The sequence below is a fragment of the Candidatus Nitrospira allomarina genome, assembly GCF_032050975.1.
Taxonomy (GTDB): Bacteria; Nitrospirota; Nitrospiria; order Nitrospirales; family UBA8639; genus Nitrospira_E; species Nitrospira_E allomarina.
The window spans coordinates 1,446,854-1,467,410 of record NZ_CP116967.1 but is presented as its reverse complement, the minus strand read 5'-3'; the positions used below and the strand labels follow the sequence as shown (position 1 = coordinate 1,467,410).

Annotated in this window: 15 protein-coding genes and 1 tRNA gene; 4 read left to right on the top strand and 12 right to left on the bottom strand. The window is 48.1% G+C overall.

From position 1 onward, the window contains the following. Positions 1-59 precede the first annotated feature (59 nt). The 4 genes from PP769_RS06350 to PP769_RS06335 form a co-directional block, all read right to left on the bottom strand. On the bottom strand, positions 60-1,523 hold the full coding sequence (locus tag PP769_RS06350; RefSeq protein ID WP_312646118.1) for an ATP-binding protein: 1,464 nt from the start codon (positions 1,521-1,523) through the stop codon (positions 60-62). Continuing rightward, positions 1,520-2,806, bottom strand: coding sequence for an ATP-binding protein (locus PP769_RS06345; protein ID WP_312646117.1), 1,287 nt, complete (start codon positions 2,804-2,806; stop codon positions 1,520-1,522). The genes PP769_RS06350 and PP769_RS06345 overlap by 4 nt, the downstream gene beginning before the upstream one ends. Positions 2,807-3,082: 276 nt before the next feature. After that, a complete protein-coding gene (locus PP769_RS06340) occupies positions 3,083-3,646 on the bottom strand; it encodes a response regulator (RefSeq protein WP_312646115.1) in 564 nt (187 codons plus the stop codon). Further along, positions 3,646-4,431, bottom strand: coding sequence for an ATP-binding protein (locus PP769_RS06335; RefSeq protein WP_312646113.1), 786 nt, complete (start codon positions 4,429-4,431; stop codon positions 3,646-3,648). The genes PP769_RS06340 and PP769_RS06335 overlap by 1 nt, the downstream gene beginning before the upstream one ends. Positions 4,432-5,297: 866 nt before the next feature. Between PP769_RS06335 and PP769_RS06330 the strand changes: the two genes are divergently transcribed. Together PP769_RS06330 and PP769_RS06325 are read left to right on the top strand one after the other, a co-directional pair. Next, positions 5,298-8,756: an acyl-[ACP]--phospholipid O-acyltransferase gene (locus PP769_RS06330; RefSeq protein ID WP_312646112.1), complete on the top strand. Its 3,459-nt coding sequence runs from the start codon at positions 5,298-5,300 to the stop codon at positions 8,754-8,756. 69 nt (positions 8,757-8,825) lie between these two features. After that, positions 8,826-9,134 carry a hypothetical protein gene (locus PP769_RS06325; RefSeq protein WP_312646111.1) on the top strand — a complete coding sequence of 103 codons (309 nt, stop codon included), beginning with the start codon at positions 8,826-8,828 and terminating at the stop codon, positions 9,132-9,134. A gap of 196 nt (positions 9,135-9,330) precedes the next feature. On the opposite strand, the gene PP769_RS06320 is transcribed toward PP769_RS06325, so the two are convergent. Next, a complete protein-coding gene (locus tag PP769_RS06320) occupies positions 9,331-11,007 on the bottom strand; it encodes a tetratricopeptide repeat protein (protein WP_312646110.1) in 1,677 nt (558 codons plus the stop codon). 1,307 nt (positions 11,008-12,314) lie between these two features. Next, positions 12,315-12,389 (bottom strand) — tRNA-Thr (locus tag PP769_RS06315). Positions 12,390-12,654: 265 nt separating this feature from the next. Here PP769_RS06315 and PP769_RS06310 point away from each other — a divergent pair. Together PP769_RS06310 and ubiA are read left to right on the top strand one after the other, a co-directional pair. Then, on the top strand, positions 12,655-13,128 hold the full coding sequence (locus tag PP769_RS06310; protein WP_312646109.1) for a DUF2914 domain-containing protein: 474 nt from the start codon (positions 12,655-12,657) through the stop codon (positions 13,126-13,128). 144 nt (positions 13,129-13,272) lie between these two features. Then, on the top strand, positions 13,273-14,121 hold the full coding sequence (ubiA, locus tag PP769_RS06305) for a 4-hydroxybenzoate octaprenyltransferase (protein ID WP_312646107.1): 849 nt from the start codon (positions 13,273-13,275) through the stop codon (positions 14,119-14,121). 263 nt (positions 14,122-14,384) lie between these two features. Here ubiA and PP769_RS06300 read toward each other — a convergent pair whose 3' ends face one another. From PP769_RS06300 to PP769_RS06275, 6 genes are read right to left on the bottom strand one after another with little or no spacing between them, the layout of a single operon-like run. Further along, the gene (locus PP769_RS06300) at positions 14,385-15,422 is read right to left on the bottom strand and encodes a c-type cytochrome (protein ID WP_312646106.1); all 1,038 of its coding nucleotides are present in this window, start codon (positions 15,420-15,422) and stop codon (positions 14,385-14,387) included. Continuing rightward, a complete protein-coding gene (locus tag PP769_RS06295; protein ID WP_312646104.1) occupies positions 15,419-16,255 on the bottom strand; it encodes an ethylbenzene dehydrogenase-related protein in 837 nt (278 codons plus the stop codon). The genes PP769_RS06300 and PP769_RS06295 overlap by 4 nt, the downstream gene beginning before the upstream one ends. 44 nt (positions 16,256-16,299) lie before the next feature. Next, on the bottom strand, positions 16,300-17,028 hold the full coding sequence (locus PP769_RS06290) for a c-type cytochrome (protein ID WP_312646102.1): 729 nt from the start codon (positions 17,026-17,028) through the stop codon (positions 16,300-16,302). Positions 17,029-17,055: 27 nt separating this feature from the next. Then, positions 17,056-17,694 carry a c-type cytochrome gene (locus PP769_RS06285; RefSeq protein WP_312646101.1) on the bottom strand — a complete coding sequence of 213 codons (639 nt, stop codon included), beginning with the start codon at positions 17,692-17,694 and terminating at the stop codon, positions 17,056-17,058. 60 nt (positions 17,695-17,754) lie between these two features. Further along, the gene (locus tag PP769_RS06280) at positions 17,755-19,641 is read right to left on the bottom strand and encodes a cytochrome ubiquinol oxidase subunit I (protein ID WP_312646100.1); all 1,887 of its coding nucleotides are present in this window, start codon (positions 19,639-19,641) and stop codon (positions 17,755-17,757) included. 41 nt (positions 19,642-19,682) lie between these two features. After that, positions 19,683-20,513, bottom strand: a complete 831-nt coding sequence (locus tag PP769_RS06275) for a hypothetical protein (RefSeq protein ID WP_312646099.1) — start codon at positions 20,511-20,513, stop codon at positions 19,683-19,685. Positions 20,514-20,557 lie beyond the last annotated feature (44 nt).

Here is a 20,557-nt window from a genome sequence, read left to right as displayed (position 1 = left end):
TACTTCTCCCAATCGGTAAAGCCCTGTGGGTCATCTTTGGAACTGGCCGTCAACTCTTCTCATCGCTGAATGGGGAGCGTGACTATAAAGGTTGATCCTTCTCCCAGCTTGGAACGAACGGAAATGGCTCCACCGCACTGCTCGACAATACGTTGACACACTGCTAACCCAATCCCTGTCCCTTCGAATTCCTCTTTCCGATGAAGTCGCTTAAACATTCCAAAAATATTCTCGAACTGTTCTGGCGGAATACCAATTCCCTGATCATGAATTTCGATTTGACAAAGCTTCCCATGCTGGCCTGAACCTGTGTGACGTCGATCCTGGATAATCCTTGCTGTGATACGAATGACAGGTGGGACCCCCGGCTGATGAAACTTCAAGGCATTGCCCAGCAAATTTTGTAACAATTGTCTGATTTGAGGGGCATTTCCATAAATGATGGGTAATTCCCCAAGTTGAACGACAGCCCGCGATTCCTCGATTCGGGCACCGAGATCCGATAGGATTTCCTCAACCAACTCGCGCAAGACAATCTTCTCCTCTGCCATTTGCGGTAACTCGACCCTGGAATACACCAACAGGCTTTGAATCAGCTGTTGCATACGACCAGCCGCATTTTTGACGCGATCAACATACCCCAGACCATGAGTGTTAAGAGCTGATCCATACTTCAGCCGTAAGAGATCAAGAAATACTTGTATGGAATGAAGCGGTTCCTGTAAATCATGAGCTGCGACGGACGCAAATTGCTCCAAATCGCGATTCGACCTGGCCAATTCATCGGATTTTTGACGCAAAATGACTTCGACCCGTTCCCGTTCATGAATTTCATTCAGCGCATGGTCCCGAACAGCAGAAAGTTCGAGAGTGCGTTCTTCAACATCACGGATCGCGTGAGCTAACTGCGTCTCAACCGCTTGTCGGCTGAGCAAAGCCTGCTCCAAACGACGGTTGGTTTCTTCAAGGAGGCCTGTGCGCGTCGTGACGACCTGTTCAAGATCCTGAACCCGCAACCGAGCCTGCTGAGCCCAATGCCACTTCATCGTCAAAACCGTAGACAATTGCCACACCTCAATCGGGTCAAAGGGCTTACGTAATATTAACAATTGATCCCGGCGTCCTAATCGAGACAATACCTCTGACCAACTACAATCAGGATAGGCCGTACACAATACGACCTGTACATCAGAATCCTCATCCCAAATTCGCTCAACCGTTTCAAACCCGTCCCAACCATTGGGCAATTGCACATCCAAGAACACCACGGCAAAGGGAGAACCCTTTGCCTTAGCTTGCGTGACCAGATCACGCCCTGACTCTTCATTGTCCACACAATCGAGATCGAAGGGTTCTTTCCCATGATGCAGGATGGGCTCATCAAAAAGATCATGATTGCCCTTCGAACACGCATCGGAAATGAACCTTATTGTTGGACACAGAATTTTCCGAAAATCCCGTAAAACGTTCGGGCTATTATCGATTACTAAGATTCGTCGATTAAGAGTACAGACGGGATTCATGTCTGTCCTGCCTCTGCCTCAACCGGAAGGATCAGTGTCAAGGTTGCGCCGGCGCCAACCCCTTCGCTATGGGCCTGCAACAATCCACCCATACGATGAATCTTGACCATCGAACTATGCAGACCAATCCCATTGCCATCATGTTTGGTCGTAAAACCCCGAGTAAACATCCTTGCCAAATGTTCAGCCGCAATTCCCATGCCCGTATCTTGAATGGTGATGACAACGGAAAATTCATCATCTGTCCGAACTTCGACTCGTATGGTGAGCTGGTGGTCAACTCCGTCCTTTAATTGCATCGCCTGTTTAGCATTTCGCAGCAGATTCACGAGAACTTGAAGAAGCTGATGCCGATCGGTTACCACAGCCGGGACAGGCTGATAGTCTCGTTGGATCCTGATCCACTTCGCATCCCCAGGTTGAAAACTTAACTCCACCGCTTGGTCCAGAAGTTCCACCACGGAGAGAGCTTCACTGGTGCCCCGAGACTTCGCCATCGTCTGATGTGAAATGATAATTTGTTTCACGTGATCAATATTGCGCACCAGGCCTTCCAATTCTTTTAGCACGTTCTGTTGCTCTGCTATGAGGTGGCTCCCCAATTTCATAATCGCCGGTGGAATCCGCTTTCCTTTTGGATCCTGAGTGAGGAAAATTTCCCAATCCTCATCATGCCGCTTTAACAGTTCCGCAATTCGATGAACCAAAATCACCGAAGACTGATGAATCAACTCATGGACCACATGCACCGCCACATTGACGCTATTGAGCACATTACCCACATTGTGCAACACGGTTGAGGCGACATCCGCCATCTCAATTTTATAAGAGGCATCCTCCACCTGCCTGCGCAATTGCTCCCGCTCGATCAAGCCCCGACGTCGAACCAACCCCTCTTGAATGGCCCAGGGAATCGCGACACCCGCCATATGCTCATTCACCAGCCAATCAATAGCCGGTTCGTTTATTCCCTCCCCGTCGAAAATATCATCATGAATCAATCCCAAAATGAACGCAGTGTCACAGGTTTGTTTGATATCGCGCGCAATCTCCTCACCCCTCCGCTTCACGCGACAGTCCACGAAAATGAGATCAAATGGGTTGTCAGAGTCCAAACAGGAGAGATGCACTGAAGTATAGTCAAGCCAGGTGATCTGAAGCATGGAACCCCGAGAAGCCAACACCCTCTGACAGGATGGGGAAAGATCCCTTTCCTGAAGTCCCACGATCCCCACACGAAGAAGCGGAAATTCTGAAAGTACCTGCCTATTAGATTCCGACATGCCGTGGACCATCACATGAAGGGGATAAGGAGAGAAGACCAACCATGAAGGAGAAATAGCTCCTCACAAAAAAAAAGCGGTCCACGGTGGACGACTGAATTTTCGCCTTGAACATCCATGTCATTTCATGCTCAGGAAGAAGAATTGACGCTTCCCTGACTTGTCGACATATTGCGCACTCTGAAAAGAAAGGCCATCCCCTAATCCACAAATATCCTTCCAAAAAAAAGACTATCCCATACGCACAAATTTGCAGAATATGAGAGAGCACTTACATCAGTGGGCTTTGATTGTTTCCTCGGCCCGTTCTTCTGCCCATTTGGCTAATAATTCCAATTGCGACTTTGCTTGACGCGATTCTGCCCAGCGTTTGGTAAGGGAATTCGCCAACTGCCAAACTTCAATATTATCAAACGGCTTTCGCAAAATGAGGAGTTGGCCATTGTTATTCAATCGTTGAATGACATCTTCCCATGCATGATCCGAGAATGCCGTACAGATCACAATCTGCAAATCAGGATCTTCTTCCCACAGATGCTCCACAGTCTCTACCCCATCCCAGCCTGGAGGCATGCGCATATCCACAAAGGCAACCGCATACGGCCGTTCAGCCTTCATCGCATCTTGCACCATCCGATGTCCCATTTGCCCTTGGTCCGCAGTTTCAACTTCAAACTTCTCAACAATTTTTTGTTCTTCCACATCATCAAATAATTCGGCCCGAACCTCTTGAAGCAGCGAGGTGTCTAAGGATCTTTCAAGAATTTTTCGAAAATCATCGTGGATCGCCACATTATCATCAATCACCAAAATACGCCGGTTGCCCTGTTCCTTCTCCATTACCGTTCTCCCTCCATGTGAATAACTGGCAAATCAAGGGTAAATATTGCTCCCTGCATAGGACCGTCACTCCACACCCGCAGCGATCCAGCAAGCTCTTTGGCCGCTATAGCACTGGCATGAAGATTCGGCAACAGGTCTGATTGCTCCCCCGGAGCCTGCGGAAAAAACACCCGCGTGAGACAATCCAAAGGGATTCCGCTTCCAGTATCAGCGACCTGCAAGCGGACAAACCCTTCGCGGTCTGGGCAGGGCAACACAGATAGAGTGAGGCGATGGGTCCGGTCGGCTATCTTCCGCATCCCATTGATCGCGTTCCGGATCAAGTTCACCACAATACAGAGAAGCTTGGGTACCTCCAGAATACCTTCGCCAACCATTTGATACTCCCGACACACTTGGACTCCCATTCGATCCAATTCACCCTGATGAGGAGCCAAGGCCTCGTCCATAATCGTTGCAAACTGAATGGTATCTTTAAATCCCCCGACCCGAAGGGGTGCTTGCCCAACCGTCAGACAATACTCCAATTGTTCAAGGTGATAATTGAGTGTGGTCAATTCTGTCAGAGTGTCGAGGTGGTTCTGGGCCAATTCCTCACTCAACTGCCCCAAGAAATGTGGAATTATTTTCCCTTTGGGATCCTGAGTGAGGTATCTACCATATTCATGGCTATGGGCCTCCAACATATCTGCAACCCGCCCAACATCCGCCACATGAAATTCCCGAAGCCGATGGCTAATGAGCCCGGCAGACACATGTATGCTATTCAAGACGTTCCGCATTCGATGGAAGATGGACTCCCCCACTGCTCCCATTTGTCCTTCCGAAACACCTGATGATTTCGTCTGAGTCGTCATCGCGAAAATAGCCGTCGAGCTCCCTTTCCCGAGATGGCATTTCAACTATATTGCGAATATCTATTGATTCTAGAGCGTTTCCACGAATCCCGGTTATGAAAACGGAAGAGAACATGCCAAAACATCTCAACCGAATTCTTGGCGCGGCATATGGGAATGGATCGGCTGTATACGAAAGAACCTTAAGAGCTTTGGAAGCTTAACTTGCATGTTCCTGCATCCTGTGAATAGCCGGATTCTCAAGGGATAAAGGTTAGCCTTGGAAGAAAAAGCACGTGCTGTATCTGGCCTACGGCATGCACTCCCAGAACGGTAAAGAATTTCCGAATTATTTAAAACGGGAGTATCCCTTCACGAGAGGTATCGATCGAAACTGGAAGTAGGTACTGGTGTGATTTCTTTGATAAGATGTGTGGTCCTCAAGGATCGAATCATGATTCCGCCACGTCACAATAAAGGATCAAATCCATGGACCAAAAAATGATTGACGGGGAAGAATGGTTCCTACAAGATAACTCAACTTAGTTATCTCGTTATCACAAAAATGACTTACCCCCTTTTTGTATTCTCAGGGCGGTCTCGACTTCTTTTTACTGGGAAATAATACAATCCATGCTACCATCGAACCATCTCGGGCTCAGGGTATACCCAGATTCTTCAGCCCTTGTAGTCCTATTCAGGGCAACAACCCACAGATAGTTCCGGTTTCGTTATGAAGCCTATTTGTTTAATATCTCCTTGCACTCAAGGATAATTGAAGAAACAACCAACACTCACACCTCGTAATCCCGGTGACTGAATCTTCCTCAGCCTCCCCACCACCCGCAGCTCAGTCTGCAGCTCTCCGCGGCTTGCTCGTCGCGCAATTTTTTGGAGCATTTAATGATAATGCCTGGAAACTCATTGTCGCCCTCCTGGCTATTAAGCAAGCCGCCGCCTCAGTAGGTGCCTCTGGGCCGGATTTTGAAGCAGCCTCCCAGACGACCACCACACAAGCCTTTGTCATCTTTACCCTTCCCCTGATGGTGGTTTCGGCCTTTGCCGGAGTCTTTTCCGATCGGTTCAGTAAGCGAACCGTCATCGTCGTCATGAAAGCCGTTGAAGTCTTGTTGATGGGAGCCGGTACCGCAGCCCTTTTTTGGAATCCGCTGGGTGGAGTCCTCCCCCTCCTGGTACTAGCAGCAATGGGTGCCCAAAGCGCCCTTTTTAGTCCTTCCAAATATGGAATTCTTCCTGAACTCCTGCCTCACCATCGCCTATCATGGGGAAATGGTCAACTCGAGATGTGGACCTTCATCGCCATCATTGCAGGGACCGCATTAGCGGGTCCCTTGCTGGACCTTTCCGGCCAAACCCCATGGCTGACAGGACTAGTGCTTATGGTTTGCTCGGGAATAGGTTTATGGGCTTCATTGTTTATTCCCACAGTCCCAAGGGCTCGCCTTGAGGGCGGAGTGCGAGAAACCTGGAAAGCCGCCATTGAAGCCCTTCGGTTAGATCGAGTCTTGAAATTGGGCATCCTGGGGTCCATGGCATTTTGGACGTTGGCCAGTTTGGTTGGGCAAGATGTATTGATCTATGCAAAAGCCGTCCTTCAATTATCTGATTCTCTTTCAGGACTACCCCTGGCAGCCTTTGGAATCGGAGTTGGCATTGGCTCCCTGTTGGTCGGAAAACTCTCAGCGGCCAAAGTGGAATTAGGCTACCTTCCCCTGGGAGGCACCGGGATAACCGCCAGTCTTTTCGCCTTAGGGTTTGGGGAGCCACAATTAGGAGGAACCCTCATGGCCATGGGGTGTCTCGGCCTCGCCAGCGGATTTGTGGTGGTCCCGCTTAACGCTCTCATTCAATGGCGATCCCCGGCTGATCGACGAGGAGCCGTGATTGCCTTTGCCAACACCCTGGTCTTTGGAGGAGTACTTTTGGGATCTCTGGGATCAGGATTCCTGTCAAAGATCGGGCTTAGCGCCAGCAATATCTTTCTCGTATCAGGCATCGGGAGCGCAACTCTAACCATTTGGGCGCTTCGGGTTCTCCCCGAAATGTTTATTCGGTTGATATTAGTCTTGTTCACCCACACCATTTATCGACTCACTATCACCGGGCGGGATCGAATTCCCCAAGAAGGCGGAGCACTTCTGGTGCCCAACCATGTCTCGTTCATTGACGGACTGCTCCTACTCGCCACCACCGATCGCCCTATTCGATTTCTCGTCGACCAACACTATTATGACCATCGCGTGCTTCATCCCTTTGCCAAAATCATGGGGGTCATTCCAATTTCCTCGAACGGATCTCCCAGAAAAATTTTACATGCGTTACGGCAAGCAGGACAGAGCCTCGATCGAGGCGAACTGGTCTGCATTTTTCCAGAAGGCCAAATTACGCGTACCGGCAACCTCTTACCCTTCCGGTCGGGATTCACCCGTATCGTCAAAGGCCGGGATGCCCCCATTATTCCCATCAACATCGACCGTATCTGGGGGAGTATCTTCAGTTTCATCGGTGGACGATTTTTAGCAAAATGGCCGACTTGCTTCCCCTATCCCATCACGCTCTCTATCGGCGATCCCCTCCCCTCCACCACATCTGTTGAAGAGGTGAGGCAAGCCGTTCAAGACTTAGGAGAAGCCGCATGGCGTTTACGAAAACCCAGCCGACGCCCTCTTCATCACAGTTTTGTATGGTCCATGCGCAAACACCCTTTTCGCCTCATGTTTGGAGATGCGACTACTCCTTACGTGTCCTGCTTCAAGGTGCTGACAGGCGCTATCGCCTTGGCAAGAGCACTCAGACCTCGCTGGGAAGGACAACACACGGTTGGTATTATGCTGCCTCCGAGTGTGGGCGGTGCCCTCGCCAATGTGGCTGCGACTCTGTCGGGAAGAACCACCGTCAATTTGAATTACACACTTGGGATACAAGGGTTGGAGGCTACCGCCAAACAAGCCGGATTAATGACGGTTCTCACCAGCCGCATCTTCTTAAAAAAAGCCAAAGTCGAATTTCCGGCTTACCTTACTCCCATCTGGATCGAGGAGATTCGAAACACGATTCATTTGCAAGCTCGGCTCACCGCGGCGTTGTTGGCGATCTTCGCTCCAATCCGGATTTTGGAGCGTCACTGTGGAGCCACGATACATCCTTCTATCGATGATATCGCCACCATTATTTTTAGTAGCGGAAGCACGGGAGAACCCAAAGGCGTCCTGTTGAGTCACTTCAACCTTGATTCAAACGTGGAAGGTATTGCCCAAGTCCTGCACCTGGATCACAATGACCGACTTTTGGGGATTTTGCCGTTTTTTCATTCTTTCGGATATCTGACAACACTGTGGTTTCCCCTCATCCATGGAGCCGGCGTAATCTACCATCCCTCTCCCTTGGATGCCGGGCCCATTGGAGACCTCATCCACCAGCATCGAATCACCATCCTCCTAACCACTCCGACTTTCCTGCAATTATATCTTCGCCGCTGCACCCCGGAACAATTCGGTTCCCTCAGGATCGTGCTCACCGGCGCAGAAAAATTAACCGACCGGCTACTGATCGCATTCGAAAAACGATTTGGCATTCGTCCCATTGAAGGATATGGAGTCACAGAATGTGCGCCCGTAATTGCCGTCAATTGTCCAGATTTTCGAGCTTCGGGATTTTTCCAATCCGGCTCTCGGCGGGGAACGGTTGGACAGCCACTTCCAGGCGTATCTGTCAGAATTGTTGATCCTGATACTGAACAACCGTTGCCGATCGGCACCCCAGGTATGCTCTTAGTCAAAGGGCCAAACGTGATGGAGGGGTATTTAGGCCGTGAAGATTTGACGGCAAAGGTGATACGACAGGGATGGTACACTACCGGAGATATTGCCGCCCTGGATGAGGATGGGTTTATTACAATTACCGATCGCCTATCCCGATTTTCCAAAATCGGTGGCGAGATGATCCCTCATGGACAGGTTGAGAATGCGTTACTGGAAGCGTCAAACGCGGAAACCATGGTTTTGGCTGTCACCGCCGTACCTGATGAACGGAAAGGGGAGCAGCTGGTCGTCTTACACACCCTCGAAGAATCGGCCATCCCGGAGATCTTGGAAAAAGTCTCGGCTAGTGGATTGCCCAATCTGTTTATTCCCAAACGGGACAATTTTATCAAAGTAGATCAGATCCCTGTATTGGGAACGGGAAAGTTGGATTTGCGCACCTTAAAACAACTGGCACAGGAAAAACTATCAAAAGCACAATTTCCTTAATACCAGTCATGAACGTGCTCCCCATTGCCTTCATCTTCGGGTAACTCATGGCCACAAAGTGGGAAGAAAATGACTGCCCAAAAAGTACCTGAAAAACATACTCAAATAACAATGAAATTCCCTGCGGCACAACCTTCCGACCACACGGACCGAAGGAGTTTTCCATATCCTATAGAGATGCTACACAAAAGCCGAAGCCGTATTGGTGAAAAAGAAATGTTTATCCTTACAGAGGGAAAACAGATTTTGCCCTACGGGCGAGGAAAGAAAGGAAGAACACTGAATCCCATTAACTGGCCACTGACCGCCCTGATTATTCGCCTGAACGAAAAAGTTGTTTTGCGATGGGGCCAGTGGGGGACAGAAGCTACCATGTAGGTACGGTCCCTTGTCGGTTAATCGAAGGTATTTCAAATGGAGGAGTGAAGTGTGCGAGAAAATTCAGGTAGCAAAAAAGAATTTGGAATGACAGCAAATATTGATAAAGGGAAAAATGGAATAGCCCGCACAACCCACACGCCCTTCAAGAAGAACGAGATCATTTGACCTTCGAATCTCTATCTAGTGCTCCTGTCTAGTCTGAGGCAACAATCCGAAATCTCACATCATCAGCTACGTTATAAGCCGAGGCCTCGTCTCCCACAAATAACCCACAACGATAGAGTCCGGGTTTCCAACCTCCTTCCGGTGAAATTTGAAACCGAAAGTATCCGGATTGATCATTCATGCTCATAATGACCCGATCCTGGACTAGCGCGACCTGACTGGAATAAATCTCAGACTTTTCAAGAAAGCATTTGGCAGTTAAGGGGATTTCATCGTAGGAAGGTGTGACTAAACCAAATACCACATATATTTCTGGTTGAGTAACGGGAAAAGTGTCTCCCGGGTCAATGGGAATAAATTCATGAGACCCCATAAGCAGATCATCACGCATCACCATCTCTGCGGGAATGGCGAAGCGGAACCAACTGAAATCCGCGTCACGCCCCATTAGGGATGCTCGGGAATGAACCGGTTCCAAACCCTCTAGGCTTCTTGTTGGTAATTCCTCAATTTGAACCGGCGGCGTATCGGGGATGACGGGATCAGGTCTGGCTGGGCCGGGAACTACTGGGGACTTTGGAGTACTGGGAAGATGGGTCCGAATCTTCTCCAACCATTGTGCCACCTTTTGCATATCGAGAACCGGTGCCCCGGCAACGATTGGAGCATCATCGGTACTTTCCTGGCTCTCCTCAGAAGCAACTCTTGGTACAGAGCCTAACTCTTGAAGTAATTCAAAATGCATCAACGCTTCAGGCCATCGCTCCAATTCCACCAGGCACTGCCCAATACGAAAAATAGAGTCCAAATACACATCATTGGACGCACCCTGATCGATTCCCTTTTGGAGAAAGTCGATGGCTTCTTGATAGCGATTCAATTCCATTAAAGTCTGACCGAGTTCATAAGCCGCTCGATGATCGGAAGGTTTGAGGATGAGAACTTCTCGATATACAGGCTCGGCTTCCTCATACCTGCCGGCCGTAAAAAGTTTCCAGGCCTTATTACGGATCAACGCCCATTGCTTAAGATCTGCCCCAGTGCCCTCCGGGGTAAAGATGGGTTGAAAACGGCGCCCTCTCTCCTTTGTGGCCCCATACACCACCATTAACAAATTGCGAGCAGCGGCTTCGACCGGAGAGCCTTTTGGGACATTTTTCAATACCCCTTCCACTTCTTTTCTGGCCCCTTCATAATCCAAGACATCAAAAAGCGCTCGGCCTAAAGACAATCGCCATCCCGTCATTTCGGGAGCCAGAAGGACCGCTTGGCGATATGATTCAAGAGACTCCTCTAAACGATCAAGTTTCCGGAGTTCTTGTGCTAAACGCAGATGAATCAAAGGGTTTTGAGATGATCGTTTAGCGATACCCCTTAGTTCGGTAATGGCCAAATCTCCTTCTCCAATCCGAATCAATACACTCCATTTTGCCCAACGAACTCCCAACGAATCGGGCTCACGTTCAAGTATGGCATCATAGACCTCTAAGGCTTCCTGGTTCCGACGGATTGTCGTCAGAATGTTTCCTCGAAGTTTTTGGATAATTGTATTTTTGGGAAAATGGGGAATTTCCTGGTCAAGAATATCTAAGGCTTGGCTAGCGGATCCTTTCATCCACGCGGCCCTTGCTTGATTGATCACCTCCTCCTCCGACTTCATTCCCCCCGCATAGGCAAACACCGAGGCCCCAGATAAAAGAATCATAAGAAGCACCGACCCATAAATGGCTCCTTTAATCTGTGGAGGTCGAGCCCAAAAACTATGTGTATTGATTAACAACTTCATAGATAAGTTAAATAGCGTGATGACAGTATAGATGATTATACCTCATCACAAAAATTGGTGAAAAAACGGGATCTAATACCAGGAAGGAACCCAAACATTCTTCGGCATAATCCACTCCACCATGCAGATACAGTCTCTCCGGTTAAACTCAACGCCAAGGAGGTCCCGTAACCAAAAAATTATTGTAGATGAGGAATAATGCGCTGTCGAGCGCTAATGGAAGGAAATGGCTGAGGACAACCCGATCACCGGGTTGTCCTGAGAAGAGTGGAATGAAATTACCATAAAGAAGATTTTGCTCTTGATCGATTCTGCGATTCCGTTGACGGGCATTTGGCCCTAACGTCCGTTTGTGTAAGATCATAATCCTGGAACGCCTCATTACGTTTGTTCGCCATTGCAGAGGAAATTCCTAGATACACCCTTCTGGCAGATTCGGACAATTGCGGGTCGAACGGTGCCCCTCGAAAAGCTGCTTCGGCCGCCTTAAGTTCATCATAAGTCAATGGTCGACTCTGTTTTTTCATGACTCCTCCATATTCATAGTTATATAGATTACAATCATTAATGTACTAAAGGGCGCGGCTCTTTTTCGGCTTGAATCCGTTTTCCACAATTCAAGCAAGCAAAATACAAAAGACTCAATCCAACCTCTAAATCCACAGCGCGTTCTAGCACCATTGATCCCTGACATTTTTCACAGATTTTCATAATGTCCCTCAAATAATAAGTGTTCCTCTTCTCAGCCTCGGTTAAGCAAACCATGTGCCTCTCTTCCGAACTCACCAGACAACCACCATTTCCATAAAATCTAAACGAACAGGGGTGATTGGGGTGTTGGAACACCACAATAGTCTGGATCGACCAAAACCCGGTGTTAAATCCGTTGACAGTTGGTCTAGTCAACCTTCGGCAGTAGGGTGAGATCACGTGCTTTGAGAGCAGATTAATTTGAGTTGCATGGCGACAAATCTGTTAGGAAACCTGACAGGAGTCCCCCAACTCAAATTAGATAAATGGTCGAGATAAATTCTCTAGCTTGAGAGCCTGAATTTCAGAAATAGGTAAGGAGAAGTACCAACAAGTTAGATTCTGACCGGAAAGGAAATGGCAGCCATGTAGGCTCTATACTTCCATTTCAGATTACCGACACTCGTTGTGAAAGAAGAAAAAGACCGAAACTCTTGGACCTATAACTTTAGAAGCCTGTCCGATAGGATATTGGCTGGAGCCGGCGAGTGGGATTGAACCACCGACCTGCTGATTACGAATCAGCTGCTCTACCACTGAGCTACGCCGGCTCACATTTTGAGGAATCAAATCGCGAAAGACAGAACGCTCTGGAGCACTAGCTTGGTAGGTTTTCTTTGTGCCCGTTTATACCTTTCGTCGCTTAGTAACGTCAACTTCCAAAGATTCTAGCTCTTTTGGAAAAATGAAGGATTTTGGGCGAGCAATCGTCGGTTCCGCCCATTTTCCCGCACTTCACTCTCTCCATTGACAAGGCCGCAGGTATATTTTAGTTTCTCGGGTTGACGTAGTCTAAAGGTCCAAATGAGGGCAGAAGTGGGTGATCGAGTAAAACACATATTTAGGGGAATCGGGCTCCTAATCGGTTTGGCAGGTACACCCCTACTGGCACAGGCTGACTTTCTGGTTAAGACTGTCGTGTTATCCAAGGAAGTGAACAAGAGAACCCCACAGGGAATATTCTTGCCTCCGGCGTATTGCGAAAAGGATAAAAACGGGCAAGCGGCCATTCCAATGGTTCAAACTTCAAAAACCTCCCACGTGATATTTTGGACCAAAATCGAAGCAACCACAACAGGAAAGATTCGTCACAGTTGGCATCACAAAACCGACGGAACATGGACAAAAATTTCAGAAGTGGATATCCCTATTCAGCCCTCTCCAGGCTATCGCATGTGGACCAGAAAAACACTATATCCGGATTTACACACCGGCGAATGGATGATCGTGGTCGCCCCTTCCAAAGAACCGGATCGAATCCTCTGTATCGCACGATTTACGGTGAAGTAACCCTGTAGGGCTTCCCAAGTCATGGGATTCACTTCCACCTGAACCAGAACTCAGGAGTCATTTGCTCTGATCAGGCGGATTAAGCCATTCTCATGTTACACCATACGTTTCACTTACTCTTATAGTCATCCCAATAAACGGTCCATGCCTTCTTCCGTTGCATTTGCCAATCTAATCCGGTTGTTCAATCAAACAGGGACTCTACTTTTACTCTTTCCCACGCTTTGGTCCCTGTTTCTTGCTTCGGAGGGTTGGCCCAGCCTTAAACTTCTTATAATTTTTATTTTGGGATCATTCCTCATGCGAAGTGCGGGAGTGATTATGAATGACCTGGCAGACCGATCATTCGATCGGGAAGTCCAACGGACACGGCACCGCCCCCTCGCTTCCGGCCAATTAGCCCCTTCCCAAGCAATAGCATTTTTGGTCGTCTTGCTTGGGCTAGCAGCCATTTTGTTGTTGTTCTTGAATCCCCTGACGCTTGCTTTGAGTCCTGTGGCATTGGTGCTTGCTGGGGTATACCCCTTCTGCAAGCGTTTCATCCATTTTCCCCAATTTGTTTTGGGCTTAGCATTTGGGTGGGGGGGCGTCTTGGCGTGGGCTGCTGTTCGCAACGAGTTGGACCTTTCGGCCTGGGTTCTTTTTGCAGCAACGGTATGTTGGGCGATGGTCTACGATACGATATATGCCATCCAGGATAAAGATGATGACCAAAGGATTGGAGTCAAATCCACCGCCATTCTCTTTGGATCCTTCACCTGGCTTGGGGTGGGAATTGCCGCTTTGATTATGCTGGGGTGCTTGGCCTTGGTCGCCAGAATCAATCATCTGGGAGTTGAATATTCTTTCACCTTAGTGGGAGTAGCCGTCATATTGGGCTATCAAGTCCTTCTTCTCCGCTCAAAGATTTCAGGCAAGAAAGCCTTGTCTTTATTCAAACAACATATCTGGGTTGGGGTTCTTATTTTAGGAGGAATTTTGATGGGCCTTTGATAGGTACACTTGGAAAGTATTACAAATCGACCGCTTCCTTTAATTTTTATTAGCCAGACACCTCCTTCAAATATTAGTCACTCATCTTTTTTTCAAACTTTCAACCTGCCCTGGTCATCAAGAGCATTTCCCGGTGCTTTTGATTTTACGACCATCGGAGTTTAGCGGCTCCTGGCAGAAAAAAAATCATATAAGAGCGCCTGGTCAGGCTAAGGTTAAGCCTAAAAAGATACATCTCAAGGAGAGAAAGGGCCATTGGGAGATTATTCTGACGTGGCACTCTGATTATCAGGCTTTGGGGCCTGGAGCGTCCCGAGATAATATGTGAGAGCCTTTGCATCTGGCTCTGAAATCCCCAAATTTGGCATTCTGGTATGTTTTTTCATGGCTTGAGGATATAGAATCCATCGATAGACCCATGTAGGATTGAGGCGAAAGCCTGCTCGATCCAATGCAGGGCCAACCACCCCGCCCTCATCGTTGAGACTATGACATCCCTGGCAACCATATTTATCATTATATAACTGCTTTCCCAGTTTAGCTTGAGTCGCGCGGTCTTCTTCAGCAATGGAAAGATCAGGTCGTGCAACTTGTGGCTTTTTCGGTCGTTTTAAAAAATTATCAACGGCGGCTTTTGCCGTTTCATATTTTTCATTGGCGGCAAGAAACACTTCTTCTTCAGGAATGGTCACTTCCTTGGGTTCGTAACTTTCAAGCTGCTCATCAGTTAACGTTTCTTCATAGGCTGCCTGTGCAGCCTCTGCCTTTTCGGCGGCTGCCTCGTAGGCGGCCTTTGTGGCTTCCATCTCTTGCTGCGCCACCTGCAATGCCTCTTCTAATTCCTTCTTTCTTGTTTCCAAATCATAGCTCAGCGACATCCCATGAAGGGTTCGAACGTATCCCACAATTGACCAAATTTCTTCCTCCGATAACGTATACTTAAAGGTTGGCATGGTTGGTACAGCAAAATAGTTCTCATCATCAATAACTTTTTGATCAGTGGTATCTTTCATGTCCCGATAAACGGTATGGAAAATCTCCTCATCACTGAAAGTGGACATTTCGGCAGTAGATGCGAGATTTTTGGGGCGGGGGTCGGACATGCGCTCCCAATTGAATCCTTCTCCCTGTTGACCGGTCTCCCCATGGCAATGACTACAATAGTGGTTATAGAGCTTTCGACCCTTCGCCGTTCTTTCATCCTCAAAAAGCGCACAGCCAGAAAATAGCGTGAAGGTTATTCCGAGTACGGCCAACCCGATGACTGTCATATCGCGACCGCCTCCCGCTACCCGTTTCATACTGGTTGCCCCTTTCTCAGTTTTCTGACTATCACCAATTCAAAGGCCGCTGCGAGGGCTAACCCTAAAATAACCCATCCAAAAATGGAATTATCTGCACTCGGTTCTGCCCGAATATACCACCAAGTAGAGACGGCCTTCTGGCCCCCCTTTTCCTTTACCAGACCATCGACAACCGCCCCATCCCAAAAGGCAAATGCTACATTACGCCATTCGCCTTCCTCAACTTGCACATCCTGAGCATCCTCGGTTTTCAATAAACGGGAAAAGACCACTTTCCAAATACCATTTTGCCAAATACCTTTTGCTTGAACATCCTGATGGGGTTGGGTTTCCAAGGTCTTGAACCCTTTTGCGCTCATATCAACTGCCTTGCCACTTTCATTTTTCCAAAACCAAATATTTACCGGTCCCCCTTCAACCTGTAACATTTCTTGACCATGCGCGAAATGAGCCGGTTTATCACCCACCATAAATTCAAGTGCTGCGGCATCGGCGCCATCTTCGGTAGGATCTGCATATTCCACGAGAATAGCCAGTTCTTGGCCATTATGAACCCCTTTGACCTTGACCGACTTCACAGTCACCTCCTGGATTCTAGGAGGCCAATGCACCTGGGGCGCCAGGTTAAATTCAGAACTAGGCACAGTATCCCATTGTGAAGAATTTGGGTCTTCTGACGGCAAGCTGCCTTCTAATTGATACAATCGAACCGAGACACTTCCTGGCTCATCTGAAGCAGGTGGTTCATTGGCAAAAGCTGACGAAAATCCCAGGACCCCGAACAGCCCAATAATGGATAGTGTCCTGAGGCTTCCTAGTCCGTTCAACATGTCATATTCTCCACTCATTCATCCACAACATAATTGGCTTGAGTCTATTCTTCTTCTTCTTCCCAAGTCCGAGGGGATTGGTGTGCCCCATCATATTCACCCATAATAATTTTCCAAATAAACTCTTCTGGCAATTCCTCTTCCCATCTGGGCATAGCCGATTTCCAAGGCATTCCTTCTACAGGTAAACCCACCCCCCCTTTTTTTATTCTCCAGAACAAATACGCCTCTTGTAATTGCGCAATAGTTCCCGGATCACTAAAGTTGGCAGGAGGAGGATTAAAGCCAGGGGCCGCTGGGCCCTTTCCATCATAATTTGCTCCGTGGCAGGGTGAGCAATAAGCGGCATACAGGCCTTTCCCCATCATAATATTCTCAGGGGTTTTAGGATAAGGATTCGATAAGCCGACAAATTCACCTGGCGGGGCCGGATGAATGGTCCTGTTTTCGGCAGGTGGAAGATCGCTAGGGACCAGTCGACTGTACGTTTGCCACCCCACCAGAAGAGGGAACATAACCAACACCGCCAACCGGGCCATCTGCCCTGCTCCCGTTTGTCCTTTCCCCGATAAAAATCTGAAAATTGGCCCCATCATGGCCTCCAAGGAAGGCGCACTCATGGTTCCATAAATCAAAATTCCACTCAGAACAAGAGCCAAATAAAGGTAAATTAAGCTGGCTGGAAGAGGTGCCGTCACTAACGGAAGAAGGAATTTCAAAAATATGAACATTCCAGCAAGAATGATAGCCCCACTAATGATAGGACCTTTCATGATATTCTCCTCATTGTGGCTATTCCTTTATCGATCAGCCAAATTCTGCAATTGGGATGTAAGTGTAGAGGAGACCGAGGCCACCTTTAAAGAATTGGCTGCTTCTTTCACAGTTTCCATTATATCTTCAACTTTGATACTGATGGGCTCCCCACTCATTTTTTGGAGAAACGCAATAACCGAATAAATTTCCTGCTTGCTTAAGCCTATGGGATCCTGGTCGATATGGGGCATCTGAGCAGGATATTCTTTTGGAACACCATCGTGCCTATAGTCCAAATAAATATAGGCTTGAGGCTGGGTTAAACTTTCATAGATAAATTCAGCAGACAGTTTTGCTCCAATGCCATTTAAATCAGGGCATCTGGCCGATTCGCTCGGTCCAATGGAATGGCATAACGCACATTGTCCCTTGCTAAAAAATATTTTTTGCCCAATGGAGGCCAAATCATCCGGACTTTTGACGCTGGCAAGATCGAAGGTTTCTACCGCCGGAGGCAAGGACGCCATTTGGGGAACACTCAAGGCAATTAGGCTAAAGACTCCCAACACCATCGCGACGAAACCAAGCACCCTAAGAAACATGCCCTTAATAAACAAGAGGATGAGGATACCCACCCCAATGACACACATGCCGATTATCTGCAATAGCGCGACTTCACTCATGTTTCCTCACCCATGCTTTTCAAAGATGTATAGCTCTTGAATCTTTCTCTTATTCCATCCCTATTCAAGCTTTTCCCCTGAGCTCGGTGCACCACCAGCCATTGCCGGAGCGGTGTGGCCAGGAATCTCCATGGCAGATCCCTTTGGTGGCTGAGATTTGGCCTTATCACCCAAGGTCGCCACCCAAAATATAAACGCGACGATCAGGCAAAATACAAATGTATTAAGGGACATAAATGCCGCCGCATACCCTAGCGCAGGTGAATAAGCATAATCCGAGGTATCTCTCATGACGCCATAAATGTGCCAGTGCACCCGAGATGATGATCGTGCATATCCCATTAGGGACATGAGCAAAATCACCATCACTGCATTTAGCACCAAGCTATATCCTGCTCGAATTGGCATTTTTCCCCACACCATTTCCGTTGTCGTTTTAGCACTTTTCATTAACAAAGCGGTTAATGGGGTGAACGTAACCATGATGAACAGCACAATTAACACCTGGGCAACCGAGAAATAATTAATACGGATAATGGCTGGGACAAAATATCCCCATACCCCAAGCACCACGACGGCGATACCTGCGATAACCAGTAAGCCTCCCATAATAGCCTTGGCAGCTTTGGCCCATCCTGCGGTTTCTTGTTTTCCCGCCCGCCAATACATAATGAAACTCATAAACGTTACGAGGATCATGATATTGGACACGGTCATTTTTGCGGACATCACCCCGAACACCCCGAGTAAAGGATGGTGGGTACCACCCATTTTTTGTGCTTCCGCCAAGCTCGCCACTAAGGAATGCGGAGTCATCCACACACCAAGGCACAATAACAGGACGATCAACATCCCCATAACCGGTTTTTTATATTGGTTTTCAGACCCTGGAATTCGGTGGGTAATTCCCAACCAAAAATAATAGTTGGCTCCGAGGAAAAGCACTCCAATGAGCATAGCCTGAAGGATAAACAGCCATGCCAAGAAACCACCCATAAGGGTAATCCCCATTTGTTGGTTGTATTGGTAGACCTCCCGCATAAGCCAATAGCCGGCAAATGGGAGAGGTAACATACCAAACACACCAATAAAATTCCCGACATACCCCATCCAATCGTAGTGCTCCCGCTCTTCACGTGATACCGCGAGTAAATAGCGGACACCCGCATACGCTCCGACTATAAATCCACCCAACACCACGTTGGCGATCAATCTATGGATATTGACAGGCCACCAGGTTGGGTTTTGCATAGCCATCCAGGCCCTAGCCCAAGCATCTCCATCCCCTACCACCACAGGACTAGCCTGAAAGGTTGCCCATGAGTTAGGGACGATCATGATTCCGAGGGCAAAAAGATTTAAAAGAAAACCTAAAAAAAGATGGAAAGTCTTTTTATTTCCCTGCATATAATCCCACCCATACCAATACATATACAGGGTAGCCGTTTCCAATAAGAAGAGTAGACAATAGACAAGGAAGGAAGGGAAAAACATATCAGTCAGGTAGGCCATCAACTTTGGATAGAGTCCGATCAGAAGGAACAGAAGGATTCCGCCGAAGAGGGCGGTGGTGGCATATGCTGAAGTTAGGAGCTTTGTAAACTCTTTGGCGAGCTTGTCATACCGTTGTTCTTTGGTTTTCCATCCCACCAACTCGCATATCCAGGCAAAAATCGGAACACCTAAAACGAACCCAGCCAGCAGCAGGTGTTGCTGGGCGACCACCCATACCAGGTTACGGCTACCGATTCCAGGTACATCCCGATATTCAACCGACATGGCCTGAATTTCCGCACCTCCAGCCGCCATGGCCAAAGCCGGGAGAAAGAGAAGGGCCAAAAAACTTCCAAATTTAAGCAATCCAGGCATTCTATTCATTCCTTGCACAACGGTTGCATGTCGTAATTGGCCGGCCGATGTCATTCTGGCCCCCCTTCGATCGTTCATTATTTTGTTCAAGGCTCCTCACCAGAGCCCACAAACCTTGTCTAGGGTTTCCCCCCATCCTCTACTGAAGGTCGCTTGTCAGTCTTATTTTCCGGTATGGCCTTAGGTGAAATTTCGCCAGCTTCTAAAGACGTTTTTGTATCTCCAGACTTTTCCTCCTGAAGCTTACTCACCACAAGTTCCGCGTTGGCCAGAACTTGCTCCGCTTCCTTCAATACCTTTTGGGGCTCAACTTTGACCACTCCTTTTTTTTCAAAAGTATAGACATATTCTTCATGTGGGTGTGGTGTTGTAGGAGGCAGGAGAACCCAAAAGAGAAACACGAGTACTACCCCCGCCCCGGTAAATGCGGTTAGGAGAAGAGGCTGGTCCGATGGTATACGTAAGCTGTCCCAGAAACTAGCCTGGTCCACTGCTGACCCTTTTACCGGTGTCGCATTTCTTACAAATGGTTGAGCAAGCCACCCTAGGCCATACAACCACCCTAATATACAAAGAATAAGAACAATAGACGACACACTCCCCCACATCACCAGCTCAAGACTAATCTGTTCAGCGACGGGAATGACGAATATATTCTCTTTAATTGATTCAACAATACTGGAAACCACCGACTGAGCGGTTTCCGTCACTGCGGACACCACGATCATGATGAGTGGTAATGCCAGAGCACTAAAGGCTACCCATCGGATCCAAAGATGAAGACCAAAACCTGGTTTCGGATTAACCTTTAACCTATCGATAAATACGGTTCTCGCACATAAACCAAGAGCCCAAATATCTACGGGTATGGAGACAAGTAACAATAGAAAAAGTCCGCTTCCCTCCCATGGATGCATATGTGCCGCTAGCAACAATAAGGCAACCACCATCTTTATTGGAAACCCGGTCCAGAATGTAGGCCAGAAAACTAAAA

What these genes read in the sequence shown, in the direction of transcription:
- PP769_RS06285 (WP_312646101.1), bottom strand. Translation starts at nt 17,694, where the DNA reads ATGAGTGAAGTCGCGCTATTGCAGATAATCGGCATGTGTGTCATTGGG.
- PP769_RS06320 (WP_312646110.1), bottom strand. Translation starts at nt 11,007, where the DNA reads ATGATTCTTTTATCTGGGGCCTCGGTGTTTGCCTATGCGGGGGGAATG.
- PP769_RS06280 (WP_312646100.1), bottom strand. Translation starts at nt 19,641, where the DNA reads ATGAACGATCGAAGGGGGGCCAGAATGACATCGGCCGGCCAATTACGA.
- PP769_RS06340 (WP_312646115.1), bottom strand. Translation starts at nt 3,646, where the DNA reads ATGGAGAAGGAACAGGGCAACCGGCGTATTTTGGTGATTGATGATAAT.
- PP769_RS06300 (WP_312646106.1), bottom strand. Translation starts at nt 15,422, where the DNA reads ATGAAACGGGTAGCGGGAGGCGGTCGCGATATGACAGTCATCGGGTTG.
- PP769_RS06325 (WP_312646111.1), top strand. Translation starts at nt 8,826, where the DNA reads ATGACTGCCCAAAAAGTACCTGAAAAACATACTCAAATAACAATGAAA.
- ubiA (WP_312646107.1), top strand. Translation starts at nt 13,273, where the DNA reads ATGCCTTCTTCCGTTGCATTTGCCAATCTAATCCGGTTGTTCAATCAA.
- PP769_RS06350 (WP_312646118.1), bottom strand. Translation starts at nt 1,523, where the DNA reads ATGAATCCCGTCTGTACTCTTAATCGACGAATCTTAGTAATCGATAAT.
- PP769_RS06290 (WP_312646102.1), bottom strand. Translation starts at nt 17,028, where the DNA reads ATGAAAGGTCCTATCATTAGTGGGGCTATCATTCTTGCTGGAATGTTC.
- PP769_RS06295 (WP_312646104.1), bottom strand. Translation starts at nt 16,255, where the DNA reads ATGTTGAACGGACTAGGAAGCCTCAGGACACTATCCATTATTGGGCTG.
- PP769_RS06275 (WP_312646099.1), bottom strand. Translation starts at nt 20,513, where the DNA reads ATGGTGGTTGCCTTATTGTTGCTAGCGGCACATATGCATCCATGGGAG.
- PP769_RS06345 (WP_312646117.1), bottom strand. Translation starts at nt 2,806, where the DNA reads ATGTCGGAATCTAATAGGCAGGTACTTTCAGAATTTCCGCTTCTTCGT.
- PP769_RS06335 (WP_312646113.1), bottom strand. Translation starts at nt 4,431, where the DNA reads ATGCGGAACGTCTTGAATAGCATACATGTGTCTGCCGGGCTCATTAGC.